At 66.8% G+C, this 13,401-nt stretch carries 13 protein-coding genes; 5 read left to right on the plus strand and 8 right to left on the minus strand.

All coding sequences use genetic code 11. The annotated features are described in order from the left end of the window. Positions 1 to 21: 21 nt before the first annotated feature. On the minus strand, positions 22 to 447 hold the full coding sequence (gene ndk, locus CNE_RS11085) for a nucleoside-diphosphate kinase (RefSeq protein ID WP_013957223.1): 426 nt from the start codon (positions 445 to 447) through the stop codon (positions 22 to 24). Positions 448 to 821: 374 nt separating this feature from the next. Here ndk and CNE_RS11090 point away from each other — a divergent pair, with 374 nt between their 5' ends. Beyond that, positions 822 to 1,526 (plus strand): Bax inhibitor-1/YccA family protein, encoded by a 705-nt coding sequence (locus CNE_RS11090; protein ID WP_013957224.1) that lies wholly within the window; start codon positions 822 to 824, stop codon positions 1,524 to 1,526. Positions 1,527 to 1,595: 69 nt separating this feature from the next. On the opposite strand, the gene rlmD is transcribed toward CNE_RS11090, so the two are convergent. Beyond that, positions 1,596 to 2,924: a 23S rRNA (uracil(1939)-C(5))-methyltransferase RlmD gene (rlmD, locus tag CNE_RS11095; protein ID WP_013957225.1), complete on the minus strand. Its 1,329-nt coding sequence runs from the start codon at positions 2,922 to 2,924 to the stop codon at positions 1,596 to 1,598. Between the two features lie 227 nt (positions 2,925 to 3,151). Between rlmD and CNE_RS11100 the strand changes: the two genes are divergently transcribed. After that, positions 3,152 to 4,009, plus strand: a complete 858-nt coding sequence (locus CNE_RS11100) for an endonuclease/exonuclease/phosphatase family protein (protein WP_013957226.1) — start codon at positions 3,152 to 3,154, stop codon at positions 4,007 to 4,009. Positions 4,010 to 4,036: 27 nt separating this feature from the next. Here the strand turns inward: CNE_RS11100 and CNE_RS11105 are convergent, their stop codons facing one another. From CNE_RS11105 to surE, 5 genes are read right to left on the minus strand one after another with little or no spacing between them, the layout of a single operon-like run. After that, positions 4,037 to 4,876, minus strand: coding sequence for a 3'-5' exonuclease (locus CNE_RS11105; protein ID WP_013957227.1), 840 nt, complete (start codon positions 4,874 to 4,876; stop codon positions 4,037 to 4,039). Beyond that, a complete protein-coding gene (gene rpoS, locus CNE_RS11110; protein ID WP_013957228.1) occupies positions 4,873 to 6,051 on the minus strand; it encodes an RNA polymerase sigma factor RpoS in 1,179 nt (392 codons plus the stop codon). Before rpoS ends, CNE_RS11105 begins: the two co-directional genes overlap by 4 nt. A gap of 6 nt (positions 6,052 to 6,057) precedes the next feature. Then, on the minus strand, positions 6,058 to 6,918 hold the full coding sequence (locus CNE_RS11115) for a peptidoglycan DD-metalloendopeptidase family protein (RefSeq protein ID WP_013957229.1): 861 nt from the start codon (positions 6,916 to 6,918) through the stop codon (positions 6,058 to 6,060). Between the two features lie 8 nt (positions 6,919 to 6,926). After that, a complete protein-coding gene (locus CNE_RS11120) occupies positions 6,927 to 7,847 on the minus strand; it encodes a protein-L-isoaspartate(D-aspartate) O-methyltransferase (protein WP_013957230.1) in 921 nt (306 codons plus the stop codon). 28 nt (positions 7,848 to 7,875) lie between these two features. Next, complete coding sequence (gene surE / locus CNE_RS11125; RefSeq protein WP_013957231.1) at positions 7,876 to 8,628, minus strand: 5'/3'-nucleotidase SurE; 753 nt, start codon at positions 8,626 to 8,628, stop codon at positions 7,876 to 7,878. A gap of 207 nt (positions 8,629 to 8,835) precedes the next feature. On the opposite strand from surE, the gene CNE_RS11130 reads away from it, so the two are divergent. Further along, entirely contained in the window at positions 8,836 to 9,810 is a 975-nt protein-coding gene (locus CNE_RS11130) for an NADPH:quinone oxidoreductase family protein (RefSeq protein ID WP_010814246.1), read from the plus strand. A gap of 187 nt (positions 9,811 to 9,997) precedes the next feature. Here CNE_RS11130 and CNE_RS11135 read toward each other — a convergent pair whose 3' ends face one another. After that, positions 9,998 to 11,056, minus strand: a complete 1,059-nt coding sequence (locus CNE_RS11135) for a porin (protein ID WP_013957232.1) — start codon at positions 11,054 to 11,056, stop codon at positions 9,998 to 10,000. A 220-nt stretch (positions 11,057 to 11,276) separates the two neighbouring features. Here CNE_RS11135 and CNE_RS11140 point away from each other — a divergent pair, with 220 nt between their 5' ends. Beyond that, positions 11,277 to 11,951 (plus strand): response regulator, encoded by a 675-nt coding sequence (locus CNE_RS11140; protein WP_013957233.1) that lies wholly within the window; start codon positions 11,277 to 11,279, stop codon positions 11,949 to 11,951. Further along, positions 11,948 to 13,360, plus strand: coding sequence for a sensor histidine kinase (locus CNE_RS11145; RefSeq protein WP_013957234.1), 1,413 nt, complete (start codon positions 11,948 to 11,950; stop codon positions 13,358 to 13,360). The genes CNE_RS11140 and CNE_RS11145 overlap by 4 nt, the downstream gene beginning before the upstream one ends. The last annotated feature ends 41 nt before the right edge of the window (positions 13,361 to 13,401 follow it).

The following is a 13,401-nucleotide window of genomic DNA, read 5'->3' on the forward strand; positions in this document are numbered from 1 at the left end:
CCTGGCAGCAGCGCCGGACAATCAGCGGCTGTAGACGTTCATGCCCGGGAAGAAGAATGCCACTTCCACGGCAGCCGTTTCAGCAGCGTCCGAGCCGTGCACGGCGTTGGCGTCGATGCTGTCGGCGAAATCGGCACGGATGGTGCCCTTCTCGGCCTTCTTCGGGTCGGTGGCGCCCATCAGGTCGCGGTGCTTGGCGATGGCGTTCTCGCCTTCCAGGGCCTGGATAATGACCGGGCCGGAAATCATGAAGTCCACCAGGTCCTTGAAGAACGGACGCTCCTTGTGGACAGCGTAGAACTGCTCGGCTTCGCCGCGCGACAGGTGCACCATCTTGGCAGCAACGATCTTCAGGCCGGCGGCCTCGAAACGGGCGTAGATCTGGCCAATCACGTTCTTGGCCACGGCATCCGGCTTGATAATCGACAGGGTGCGTTCGATCGCCATGAAAAACTCCGAAAAATGAAGGGGTTACAAATGGATTAAACATGGGATTCTAGCACGAAGACTATGACCCTTTCGAGGGTCTTCCCTGCTCTGGCGTGTGTCGAGCCACCCTTGCCGCACAACCCGGCACCAAGTAGATCAAAGGGCACATTACAACCTTGTCATGCCAGGAACACGCCGCCCCGGCTAACATCCAATGTGAGCGGCACCGAACGGGCGCGAAGCATGTGCGAGGTGACTCCTGGGTTACCCCGCCCTTGCAATTCGATCTCCCAGGTGCCACATTGACGATGGTTCCGTCCGGGTTCCATACGAATCTTCGCATCCGAAGCCTCGCAGCCCCGGCGCCTCACCGTTTTGAGACAGGAGTCACCATGGATAACAAGCTGAACACCTACGGTTTCGGCAACAGTGCGTCGACCGTCACTGACGTCGTCGTTCGCAACCGGGTCTTGCGCAACACTTACTGGCTGCTGGCCCTCTCGATGATCCCCACCGTGCTCGGCGCGTGGATCGGCGTGGCCACCGGCTTCAGCTTCATGGCGGGCAGCCCCGGCCTGTCGCTGATCCTGTTCCTGGGCATCGCGTTCGGGTTCTTCTACGGCATCGAGAAGACCAAGAACAGCAGCATGGGCGTGGTTCTGCTACTGGCCTTCACCTTCTTCATGGGCCTGATGCTGTCGCGCCTGATCGGCGCGACGCTGCAGTTCTCGAACGGGCCGGCGCTGATCATGTATGCCTTTGGCGGCACGGCGGCGGTGTTCGGCACGATGGCCACCATCGCCACGGTCAGCAAGCGTGATTTCTCCGGCCTGGGCAAATTCCTGTTCGTCGGCGTGGTCCTGCTGATCCTGGCCAGCGTCGCCAATATCTGGCTGCAACTGCCCTCGCTGATGATCACGGTGTCGGTGATCGCCATCGGCATCTTCTCGGCGTACATCCTGTTCGATGTGCAGCGCGTGGTGAACGGCGGCGAAACCAACTACATCACCGCCACGCTGGCGATCTACCTGGACGTGTACAACGTCTTCGTCAACCTGCTGGCGCTGCTGGGCATCTTCGGCGGCAGCCGCGACTGACGGCAACCTCCCCTGCAGCATGAAAAAACCGGCCTGATGGCCGGTTTTTCTTTGGTGCGCCCGCCGCGATCAGCCGCGATCGAACACCGCGATCGACTCCACGTGCGAGGTATGCGGGAACATGTTGACCACGCCCGCGCCAGCGAGCCGGTAGCCCGCCTCGTGCACCAGCAGGCCGGCGTCGCGCGCCAGTGTGGCGGGACTGCACGAGACATAGACGATGCGCTGCGGCAGCACGTCGCTGCCTTGCTGCGCCAGTTCGCCCAGCGCCTTGCACACGGCCAGCGCGCCTTCGCGCGGCGGATCGACCAGCCAGCGGTCGAAGCGGCCCAGCGCGGCAATGTCCTCGGTCGTGACTTCAAACAGGTTGCGGCATGCAAACTCGGTCCTGGCCGCCAGCCCGTTGTATTCGGCGTTGGCCAGCGCACGCATGGTCAGCGCCTCGCTGCCTTCGATGCCCATCACCGACTTGCCCTGCGTGGCCAGCGGCAGCGTGAAGTTGCCGATGCCGCAGAACAGGTCGAGCAGGCGGTCCTGCGGCTGCGCGTCCAGCAAACGCAGCGCGCGGCCGATCAGCACGCGGTTGATCTGATGGTTCACCTGGGTGAAGTCGGTCGGCTTGAACGGCATGCGGATGCCGAATTCCGGCAGCGTATAGGCCAACTCGGCATCGGCCGGGTAGAACGGATAGACCGTATCCGGGCCCTTGGGCTGGAGCCAGAACTGCACCCGGTGCTGGTCGGCGAAGGCGCGCAGCAGGTCCTTGTCGGCATCGGTCAGCGGCTCCAGGATGCGCAGCACCAGCGCGGTGACTTCCTGCCCCACGGCCAGCTCGATCTGCGGCATGCGGTCGCGGATCGACAGACCGCCGACCAGTTCGCGCAGCGGCACCAGCATGGCCGACACATGCGGCGGCAGGATCTCGCAACGGGTCATGTCGGCCACATAGCTGCTCTTGCGCTCATGGAAGCCGACCAGCACCCCGCCCTTCTTGGCCACGTGGCGCACGGTCAGGCGCGCGCGGTAGCGATAGCCCCAGTCCGGCCCGGCGATCGGGCGGAACACCACGTCGGGCTTCACCTTGGACAGGTGCCACAGGTTGTCTTCCAGCACGCGCTGCTTGATCGCCAGCTGGGCGCGCGAATCGAGATGCTGCATCGAGCACCCGCCGCAGACCCCAAAATGCTGGCAGCCGGGCTTCACGCGCATCACCGATTCCTGCCGGACCTCGACCAGATGGGCCTGCTCGTAGCTGGGCTTGCGGCGAAAGCTGCGGTAGCTGACGGTCTCGCCGGGCAGCGCACCCTCGACGAAGATCACCTTGCCGGGCGTGCCGTCCTCGTTCACCAGCCGGCCAACGCCGCGGGCCTCCATATCGAGGCTGTCGATCGACACCACGGGATCGGCCGCGGGGGCACCAGCGTCGGCGCGGACACGGGACTCTTTTGCGGCGGGAGCAGCACCTTGATCGGCAACAGCGGCCGGGGCTGCCGGCGTTTCTTGTGGGGAGGACACGGCTTGGGACACCAGACGAAACCTGACGTATTGTTTTGCGAAAGCGGGATTGTATGCCAGACCGGGCCCGCACCGGTGGCAGCAGCCTGACGATACAACGGAGACAGCAAATGGAACTGATTTCCTGGAATATCCAGTGGGGCCGAGGCGCCGACGGTCATGTCGACCTGGGGCGCCAGGTCAACACCCTGCGCGGCATTGCCGACGCTGATGTCATCTGCCTGCAGGAGGTCACGCGCGGGTTCGGCGAACTGCGCGGCAGCCCGGGTGAAGACCAGGTGGCGGAGTTGACCGCCTTGCTGCCCGGCTACCACCTGCTCTACGCGCCAGGTGTCGACCGCCGCACCGCCACCGGAGGGCGCAAGCAGTTCGGCAACCTGATCGCCACACGCCTGCCGGTGCGCGAAGTCTTCCGCCATGCCTTGCCCTGGCCGGCGGACCCGCAGGTCGCCTCGATGCCGCGCGTGGCGCTGGAAGCCACGGTCGAAGTCGACGGCACCCGGCCGCTGCGCGTGATCTGCACGCACCTGGAGTATTACTCATCACACCAGCGCGCCGCGCAGGCCGAAGCCTTGCGCACCTGGCACGCCGAAGCCTGCGACCATGCGCGCCGCCCGGGCCGCAGCGAGAAATGGCCGGGCCCGTTCACACCCGAGCCGCGCCCGGCCGAGGCCGTCCTGTGCGGCGACTTCAACAGCAAACCCGACGATATCGCCTACCGCCGCGTGCTCGAGCCCTTTGACGACGCCACGCCGCCCTGGCGCGATGCCTGGCTGCACACGCACCCAGGCCAGCCGCATGCGCCGACCTGCGCCCTGTACGACAAGGAGCAATGGCCGGAGGCGCCGTTCGCCTGCGATTTCATGTTCGTGACGGAGAATCTCGCCGGGCGTGTCCGGCGCTGCGAGGTCGATGCCGATACGGCCGACTCGGACCACCAGCCGATCCTGCTGTCGCTGGATCTGTGAATCCGTGTCGGCGCGTCTGCGGCGTCCTCAGTCTTCGAGGTCTTCGGCTTCGGGCGTGAGACGCTGCAGCCGGAATGCCTGCAGGTATTCCATCCACTGCTCGCCGGGCAGCTCGGCCAATGATTCCTGGACGAATTCCATCTCAACGTCGAACTCGCGCGGCGACATGCCGCCGCGCATCAGCTGGAAGCGGCAGTACATCAGGTAGGTGTTGACGACGTCGGTCTCGCAGTAGGCGCGGATCTCGTCGAGCTGGCCAGCCTGGAACGCCTGCCAGACCTTGCTGCCGTCCATCCCCATCTTGCCTGGGAAGCCGCACAGCTTGGCCAGATCATCCAGCGGCGCGCTGGCGCGGGGCTGGTACATGGCCAGCAGGTCCATCAGGTCCAGGTGCCGCATGTGGTAGCGGCTGATGTAGTTGTTCCACTTGAAGTCGCGGCTGTCGTCGTCGCGGCCCTCGCCCATTTCCCAGTAGCGCGGCGCGGTGACACCGTTGACCAGGCCGCGGTAGTGCAGCACCGGCAGGTCGAAGCCGCCGCCGTTCCATGAAACCAGTTGCGGACTGTAGCGCGCGATCAGTTCATAGAACTTCTGGATCAGCGTGGCCTCGCCGTCTTCCGGCGTACCCAGCGAGCCGACGTGGAACACCGCCGAGCCATCGCGGTGCGTGCGGCGCAGCACGCAGGAAATCGCGGCGATGCGTTGCAGGTAGTGCGGGAGAAAATCGCTGCCGGTCTTTTCGCGGCGGGCGGCAAACGCATGCTCGGCGACTTCGGCGTCGCTCATCGCATCGGGATGGTCATGCAAACGGCGCAGGCCGGCAACATCGGGAATGGTCTCGATGTCGAATACCAGCACAGGGGTCATAGAACGGCGTCCTTCCTGACACCTTGCGAAGCGAAATGCCGCTTGAGCTTGACCAGCGCCTCCTGCTGGATCTGGCGCACGCGCTCGCGCGTGAGGCCCATTTCCTCGGCGAGCTCTTCCAGCGTGGCGGGCTCGATATGGTTGAGGCCGAAGCGGCGCTCCACCACATAGCGATGCTTTTCCGACAGGCGCGCCAGCCAGAGCTTCATCAGCCCTTCCAGCTCGCGGTGGGCCACCTCCTGGTCGGGGGCGGCGTTGTGCTCGTCGGAGAGGAAATCCAGGAGGCTCGAGCCGGGATCGAGATCGAACGGCGTATCGAGCGAGGTGGTATGTTCGTTGAGTGCCAAGACGTCCTGCACTTCGTCCGGCGTCTTGCCCAGCAGGTGGGCGATGTCTTCCAGGCTGGCGTCGCGCCCGTCGGTGCCGCCCTTCTCCAGATGGCGCTTGGCGCGCAGCACCTGGTTGAGTTCGCGGATCACGTGAACCGGCAGGCGGACCGTGCGCGCCTGGTTCATGATGGCGCGCTCGATGCTCTGGCGGATCCACCAGGTCGCGTACGTCGAGAAGCGGAAACCGCGCGACGGATCGAATTTTTCAATCGCGTGCATCAGGCCCAGGTTGCCTTCCTCGATCAGGTCGAGCAGCGGCACGCCGCGATTGAGGTAGCCCTTGGCGATGCTGACCACCAGCCGCAGGTTGCGCTCGATCATGACCTGGCGCGCGGCAAAGTCGCCGTCCTTGGCCAGCGTGGAGAAATGCAGTTCTTCCGGCGCGGACAAGAGCGGCTTGATGCTGATGCGGTTCAGGTAGTGCTGGACGGTATCCGCGGCCAGCTCGGTATGCAGCACGGTGCGGAAATCATCATGCTCGGGGGCGGCGCCGTCGGTGCCATTTTCCGCGCTCTCTTCTTCCTCGTCTTCCGACTCGTCCTCTTCGTCGTCGCGCACGATGCGCTCGTTGTCGTCGGCGAGCAGGTCGGCCTCGCGCAGGCCCACCGAAGCGGACGTGGCGATGGGCTCGTCGGTCACGGGAATCAGTTCGGCGGCGAGATCAGGCTCGAAGCCTTCGGCATCGGCGCGCGCGTCGGGATGTGCCACACCAGCCTTCACTTCCGGCTGCTTGGGACGGCGAGCCCTGCTGACGGTTCCGGAGGAGACAGTTTTCTGGCGTGGCATGAACCCTCACTGTGGCGGCAGGTACCGCATCGGATCAACCGGTTTTCCGTTCTTGCGAACTTCGAAGTGAAGCTTTACCCGGTCGGTATCGCTGTTGCCCATCTCCGCAATCTTCTGGCCCTTTCGGACCGCGGATTGCTCAGCCACGAGCACCTTGTCGTTGTGCCCGTAAGCAGTAAGAAATGTCTCATTGTGTTTGATGATGACAAGATTCCCGTAGCCGCGCAAGGGGCCAACGTGAATCACCCGGCCATCGTCCGCGGCCAGCACCGCATCGCCCTTCTTGCCCGCAATATCGATGCCTTTATTGCCCTTGTCGTCGAATTTCCCGACCGTCTGGCCGGTTGCCGGCCAGGCCAGCTTCATCGCGCCATCGGCGACCGGTGCCGCGGCCGCGGCGGGCGCGGCGGGCGTTGCCGCGGGCGCCGAAGCGGCCGCAGCCGGGGCCACCGGCGTGGCGGCCGGGCGGGCCTGGTCTATCGGCTGCGCCTGCACCGTGCCCGGCGCCACCGGCATGGTGGCCACGCCAGGCGCAGTGTTGACGTCGGCACCCGGCGGCACGATGCGCAGCAGCTGGCCGACCTCGATCTGGTTCACATTGCTCAGATTGTTCCACGTTGCCACATCGCGATACGACTGGCCGTTCTCCAGCGCGATACGGTAAAGGGTATCGCCTCGCTTGACCCGATAGTATCCGGGGGGCGCCGGTTCCAGCGTCGCGGCCGTGGTACCGGAAGTGGAGGTACGGTCAACCACGGGTGCCGGCATCGGCGAATTGGCGCAGGCGGCCAGCAGGGCCGTCAGCGCCGAGGCCGCAAAAAGTTGTCCGGCGCGTGCGAAATATTGCGATTTCACGATGTTGTGCATAGTTCGACTCAGATGGTGCCCGATTTTAAGGGCACAAAGAAAACGGCTTCAAGCGCGGTTCTGTGAAAGCGATGGCGGTTGCGCCGCTCGATCAGCAACAGCTGCTGCGTGACGGTCTGGCCCGGCACGCCCGCCGGCGGCATCACCGCCACCGGGGCGATCAGGCGCCCGCCGATGGCCAGTTGCTCAAGCAGCGCCTCGGGCACCTCCATGCCGGCCGCGGCCAGGATGATGGCCGAAAACGGCGCCGCCTGGGGCAGCCCCAACATGCCGTCGCCGTAGTGCAGGCGCAGGTTGGGCACGCGCAGCGGCCGCAGGTTCGCCTTGGCCTGCTCGTGCAGCGGGCGGATGCGCTCGATCGAGAAGACTTCGCGCGCCACCTGGCTCAGCACCGCGGCCTGATAGCCGCAGCCGGTGCCGATCTCGAGCACGCGCTCCAGCGGCGCGTCGGCGGGCAGGCCCTCGCGCAGCAGCTCGATCATGCGCGCCACCACCGACGGCTTGGAAATGGTCTGCTGGTGGCCGATCGGCAGCGCGGCGTCCTCATACGCCTGCGATGCCAGTCCCGGCTCGACGAACAGGTGGCGTGGCACGGTGGCGATGGCCGACAGCACGCGCTCGTCGCGGATGCCCGCGGCACGCAGCCGCGCCGCCAGCGCCACGCGCGCGCGCGCCGAGGCCATGCCGCCGCCGCCCGCGGTGGCCGCCGAGGCGCGTTGCTCGACCGCACTTGCAGGCACCGGCGCGGGCGCCGGTGCGGCGGTGCGTGGCAGGCGCGGCTTGGCCGGCTTGGCTGGCGTGGGCGTGGGCGCGGCCGGCCGCGGCGTGCCCACGGCAGGCATGCCGGCAGTGCGGGCCGGTGCGGGCTTGCGCTCGACTACGGCATCGAGCGGCAGCGGAAACTTGTTGCGACGGGGCGTGGAACTCATCGGGGGCGCGACACTGCGGATCGGTGGCCTACTTCAACCACTGGTCGAGCGCGTCGAGCTGCCCGCGGTGCGTCAGGTCGAGCTGCAACGGCGTGAGCGAGACGTAGCCCGCCGCGGTTGCATGGAAATCGGTGCCCTCGCTGGCATCGCGCGCATCGCCCGCCGGGCCGATCCAGTAGTTGGTGTCGCCGCGCGGATTGACCTGCGTGATCACCGGCTGCGACGGATGACGCTTGCCCAGGCGCGTGGCGCGGTAGCCCTTGATATGTTCGAACGGCAGGTTCGGGATATTGACGTTGAGCAGGAACGGCTCGGCCGGCGGCGTGCCGATGATGCGCTCCACCACGGTGCGCGCCACGCGTGCCGCGGCGTCCAGGTGCTCCCAGCCCTTGTCCACCTGCGAGAAGGCGATCGACGGAATGCCCAGCAGGTAGCCCTCGATGGCGGCGGCGACGGTGCCGGAGTACAGCACGTCTTCGCCCATGTTCTGTCCCTGGTTGATGCCGGACACCACCAGGTCGGGTTTTTCTTCCAGCAGGCCCGTCAGCGCGATATGCACGCAATCGGTCGGCGTTCCGTTGACGAAGCGAAAACCTTTTTGCACGCCTTCGCGCGCTTCGTAGATCGACAGCGGCCGCTGCAGGGTCAGGGAGTTGGAGGCACCGCTATGGTTCTGCTCCGGCGCGATGACCGTGATCCGGCCCAGCGGCGCGAGCGCGGCATGCAAAACGGCCAGTCCCGGCGCGAGATAACCGTCGTCGTTGGCGAGAAGGATATGCATGGCGCGATTGTACCTGAGCGCGCGCGCGCAAGCGGCCCGCGCGCCGCCCTGAAAGCACGTTTCTGGCGCTGTATGCAGGCCGCAAATAACCACCTCCATCGCTTGGGCATGGAACAGAACGACCGTGCTATTTCTGCGCTACACTTGCCCTGCCCGCCCGCATAAGCTTGACTGGCGTGAAATGCCACCAACATCACCGGAGACAAGATGAAAGCCGTACTGTGCAAAGCCTGGGGCCCGCCCGATTCGCTGACCATCGAAACCCTGCCCGACCTGGTGCCGGCCAAGGGCGAAGTGGTCATCGACGTCAAGGCGGCCGCCGTCAACTTCCCGGATGTGCTCATCATCCAGAACAAATACCAGGCCAAGCCTGCCCTGCCGTTCAGCCCGGGCTCGGAGCTGGCCGGCGTGGTCAATGCGGTAGGCGAAGGCGTCACCCACGTCAAGCCGGGCGATAAGGTGATCGCCTACCTGGGCAACGGCGCGTTCGCCAGCCAGGCCAAGGCGCCGGCGGCGTCGGTGGTGCCGATGCCGCCCGGCATCGACTTCGAGACCGCGGCGGCTTTCACGCTGACCTACGGCACCTCGCACCACGCGGTCATCGACCGGGGCGAGCTGAAGGCCGGCCAGACCATGCTGGTGCTGGGCGCGGCCGGCGGCGTGGGCCTGGCGGCGATCGAGATCGGCAAGGCCATCGGCGCGCGCGTGATCGCCGCCGCCTCGACCGACGAGAAACTGGCGGTGTGCAAGGAGCATGGCGCCGATGCGCTGATCAACTACAGCACCGAAGACCTGCGCGAGCGCATCAAGGCACTGACCGACGGCAAGGGCCCGGACGTGATCTACGACCCGGTGGGCGGCATCTATGCCGAACCGGCCTTCCGTTCGATCGGCTGGCGCGGCCGCTACCTGGTGGTGGGATTTGCCAATGGCGAGATCCCAAAGCTGCCGCTGAACCTGGCGCTGCTCAAGGGTGCGTCGCTGGTGGGCGTGTTCTGGGGCGACTTCGTTCGGCGCGAGCCCAAGGCCAACCAGGCCAATATGGCGCAGATGCTGGGCTGGATGAAGGAAGGCAAGATCCGCCCGCATATCTCGGCGCGCTATCCGCTGGAGCAGGCCCCGCAGGCGCTCAAGGACATGGAAGCGCGCAAGGTCACTGGCAAGATCGTGATCGTGCCCTGAGCGGCACGCACGCCGGCGGCGCGCCCTGCCCGCCGGTAAAAGAGGGGCGCAAGGCGTGCGGCTACGCCCTGCGCCCGGCTGAGGCAACGCGCCTCAAGCTGCCAGCCGCCCTGGATGGCGCACACCCATGCGCCAGGCGGCGGGCAGTTCCCAACAGGCCGGTGCGGCCATTCAGGCCGCCCCTTCCTCAGAAGCGATGCTGCAGGCCGGCCATGACGCCGGTCTGGTTGTTGGCGAAGCCGACCAGGTCGCGCGAGACGCTGACGTTCTGCCCGTTGCGCGCATCGGCATAGCCCACCGACAGGTAGGCCGCCGTGCGCTTGGACAGCGCGTACTGGCCGCGCAGCGAGAACAGGATCGGGTCGGCATTGTTTCCGCCCTTGATGTTCTGCTTGTAGACCGCACCGTACAGCGTGAAGGCCGGCGTGAAGTCATAGCTGGCGCCGCCCCAGTACATGTCGCTGCGGTCCGTTGCCGCGCCGGCGGTGAAGGTGCGCTTGTAGTTGCGGTAGCCGGCAAACAGCTTCAGGTCGCCGAAATCATAGCTGGCGCCGGCATGGATGCCCTGGATGTAGTCGGTGCTGTCGGCCGGCGTGGTGCTGCTGCCGGCGCCGTTCTGGCGGTCCCAGGTGGCGGCCGCGGCAAAGTTGCCGGCGCTGTAGCCCACCCCCAGCGCGTACTTGGACGAGCTCTTGAAGTCCCCCGCCACTTCGCCCATGGCCACGGTCGCGCCCAGCTTCAGGCCGCCGAAGCTACCGTCATAGCGGACCGCGTTCGAGGCGCGCGAGAACAGGCCGTCCTTGCGGCCGCCGGTCGCGGTCGATGAGGTGGCCCACGAATAGGCTGGCGCGTAGCCCATCGGGTCGAACGGCAGCATGAAGTCGTAGGTCGTGGTGAAGGTGCGGCCCAGCACCACCTGGCCGTAGCGGCTTGCCAGGCCCACCGTGGCACGGCGGTCGAACAGCGTGTTGTCGGTGTCCAGCTTGCCGGTGTCGATGGCGATGCCGCTTTCCAGGGCGAAGATCGCCTTCAGGCCGCCGCCCAGGTCTTCGCTGCCGCGGATGCCCCAGCGCGAGGTGTTCTTGCCGCCCGAGGTCAGCTTGACCGCCGAGCCGTCCGGGCCCGCGTGGCTGACATATTCGATGCCGGCGTCCACCAGGCCATACATGGTCACGCTCGATTGGGCGGATGCCGACCCGGCTGCAGCCAGACCCATCGCTGCGAATGCCATTGCCGTACGCTTCATGCTATCTCCTTGCTTGTGCTTGTTGTGTGAATCGTTAGCCGGCCGGATGGTAGGGGACGCGCACTTTCAGTTCGCTTTCGGAATGCAGGCTTTTCGCGGGCGCGGCGCCGCAGCGGGGTTGGTGGTTTCCCTAGCTTCTAAGCCGGCACACTTCCCTGTATCTGTCTGGCCTCGGCCGTTCCGGCCGTTTTTCCGTATTGCCGCCTGACTGCCCTGCCCCATGCGTATCCTGCTTGCCGAAGACAATGTGATGCTGGCCAATTCCCTGAGCCAGGCCCTGGGCCAGGCCGGCTTCACGGTCGACTGCATGCACGACGGCCGCAGCGCCGACAACCTGCTCAGCACGCAGGACTACGCGCTGCTGATCCTGGACCTGGGCCTGCCCGGACTGGATGGCCTGGAAGTGCTGCGCCGCCTGCGCCAGCGCCGCAACCCGCTGCCGGTGCTGATCCTGACCGCGCACGGCTCAGTCGAAGACCGCGTGCGCGGCCTGGACCTGGGCGCCGACGACTACCTGGCCAAGCCCTTCGACCTGTCCGAACTGGAAGCGCGCGCCCGCGCGCTGATCCGCCGTGCCCACGGGCATGAGAGCACGCAGATCGCCTGCGGCCCGCTGCACTACGACAGCGTCAGCCGTGCCGTCCTGCTGCACGGCGAGCTGCTCCCGCTGACCGGGCGCGAGCGCGCCGTGCTGGAGGTGCTGCTGCTGCGCGATGGCCGCGCGGTGAACAAGGCGGCGCTGTCGGAGAAGATCTTCGGCATCGACGAATCGGTCAACCCGGATGCGATCGAGATCTACGTGCACCGGCTGCGCAAGAAGCTCGACGGCAGCGGCGTGGCCATCGTCACGCTGCGCGGGCTGGGCTACCTGCTCGAAGCGCGGCCGGTGGCATGAAGCGCCCACGACAGGCGCCCAGCCTGCGCCTGCAGCTGTCGCTATGGCTGCTGCTGCCGCTGATGGGCCTGCTCGCCTTCGATGCGTGGCTGACCTATGAGCGCGCCATGTCGGCCGCGCATATCGCCTTCGACCGCACGCTGGAGGCGTCGCTGCGCGCGATGCGCGAAGGCATCCGCCTGCGCGAGGGGCGGCTCCAGGTCGACGTGCCCAACCTGGCACTGGAACTCTTCGACGACCAGGCCGGCCCGCGCATCTTCTACCGCATCCGCGACGAGGACGGTGCCACCGTGACCGGCTACGACGACCTGCCGATGCCGGCCGAGGCACCGCTGCGGCTGTACCGCACCGAGTTCTACGACACCGTCTTCCGCGAGCACCCGCTGCGCATGGCGGCCCAGGCGCTGCCGGTGCACGACGTGGGCTCGGCACGCACGCGGCTGGTGTGGGTGCTGGTGGGCGAGACCATCGAGCCGCGCCAGCTGCTGGCGCGCGACATCCTGATCGGCTCGCTGCTGCAGGAACTGATGCTGGTGACGCTGGCGCTGGGCATCGTCTGGCTCGGCGTGCGGCGCGGGCTGCGGCCGCTGAACCGGCTGTCGGACACGGTGGCGCGACGCGGCACGCAGCTCGACCCGATCGAGCAGAAGGACCTGCCCGCCGAGATGAAACCGCTGGTGCAGGCGCTGAACCAGTACATGGACCGGCTCCACGGCATGGTGCAGGCGCGCAAGCGCTTCTTCGCCGATGCCGCGCACCAGCTCAAGACGCCGCTGGCGATCATCCAGGCGCAGTCCGAGCTGGCGCTGCGCGAGCGCGACGGCGAACGCGTGCGCGAGCATATGCGGGTGCTGCACGGCACCGTGCGCCATGCCTCCAAGGGCGTGCAGCAACTGCTGTCGCTGTCGCGACTGGAGCCTGATGCGGGTTATATGCCCAAGCTCAGGCCGCTGCGACTCGATGCGCTGGCGCAAGGCGTGGCACTGGACTGGGCGCCGGTGGCGCGTGGCAGCGAGGTCGACCTGGGCTTCGAGCAGGAAGAGCCGGTGGAGGTCGCCGGGCAGGCCGAGCTGCTGCAGGAATTGACGGGCAACCTGATCGACAATGCGATCCGCTATGCGGGACATGGCGCAGTGGTCACGGTGCGCGTGGCGCTGGACGGCGGCGTGCCGCGGCTGCAGGTGATCGATAACGGCCCCGGCATCGCGCCGGCAGAGCGCGATGCGGTGTTCCGGCGCTTCTATCGCGGCGAGAGCGGGCGGGCCGTGGAAGGCACCGGGCTGGGGCTGTCGATCGTGCGCGAGATCGCGCGGCTGCATGGTGCAGCGGTGGTGCTGGGGGATACGCCGGGAGGCGGGCTGACCGTATCGGTCTGCTTTGATACGCCTGAGGCAGGCGCCGCAGACTGAGCGCTGCCGGCAAAGCAAAAGGGCGGCCGCAGCCGCCCTTC

This window comes from Cupriavidus necator N-1 (genome assembly GCF_000219215.1).
In the GTDB taxonomy this organism is placed as follows: domain Bacteria; phylum Pseudomonadota; class Gammaproteobacteria; order Burkholderiales; family Burkholderiaceae; genus Cupriavidus; species Cupriavidus necator.

Coding starts and splice junctions, on each gene's coding strand:
- ndk (WP_013957223.1), bottom strand. CDS start 447: ATGGCGATCGAACGCACCCTGTCGATTATCAAGCCGGATGCCGTGGCC.
- CNE_RS11090 (WP_013957224.1), top strand. CDS start 822: ATGGATAACAAGCTGAACACCTACGGTTTCGGCAACAGTGCGTCGACC.
- CNE_RS11100 (WP_013957226.1), top strand. CDS start 3,152: ATGGAACTGATTTCCTGGAATATCCAGTGGGGCCGAGGCGCCGACGGT.
- CNE_RS11105 (WP_013957227.1), bottom strand. CDS start 4,876: ATGACCCCTGTGCTGGTATTCGACATCGAGACCATTCCCGATGTTGCC.
- rpoS (WP_013957228.1), bottom strand. CDS start 6,051: ATGCCACGCCAGAAAACTGTCTCCTCCGGAACCGTCAGCAGGGCTCGC.
- CNE_RS11115 (WP_013957229.1), bottom strand. CDS start 6,918: ATGCACAACATCGTGAAATCGCAATATTTCGCACGCGCCGGACAACTT.
- CNE_RS11120 (WP_013957230.1), bottom strand. CDS start 7,847: ATGAGTTCCACGCCCCGTCGCAACAAGTTTCCGCTGCCGCTCGATGCC.
- surE (WP_013957231.1), bottom strand. CDS start 8,628: ATGCATATCCTTCTCGCCAACGACGACGGTTATCTCGCGCCGGGACTG.
- CNE_RS11130 (WP_010814246.1), top strand. CDS start 8,836: ATGAAAGCCGTACTGTGCAAAGCCTGGGGCCCGCCCGATTCGCTGACC.
- CNE_RS11135 (WP_013957232.1), bottom strand. CDS start 11,056: ATGAAGCGTACGGCAATGGCATTCGCAGCGATGGGTCTGGCTGCAGCC.
- CNE_RS11140 (WP_013957233.1), top strand. CDS start 11,277: ATGCGTATCCTGCTTGCCGAAGACAATGTGATGCTGGCCAATTCCCTG.
- CNE_RS11145 (WP_013957234.1), top strand. CDS start 11,948: ATGAAGCGCCCACGACAGGCGCCCAGCCTGCGCCTGCAGCTGTCGCTA.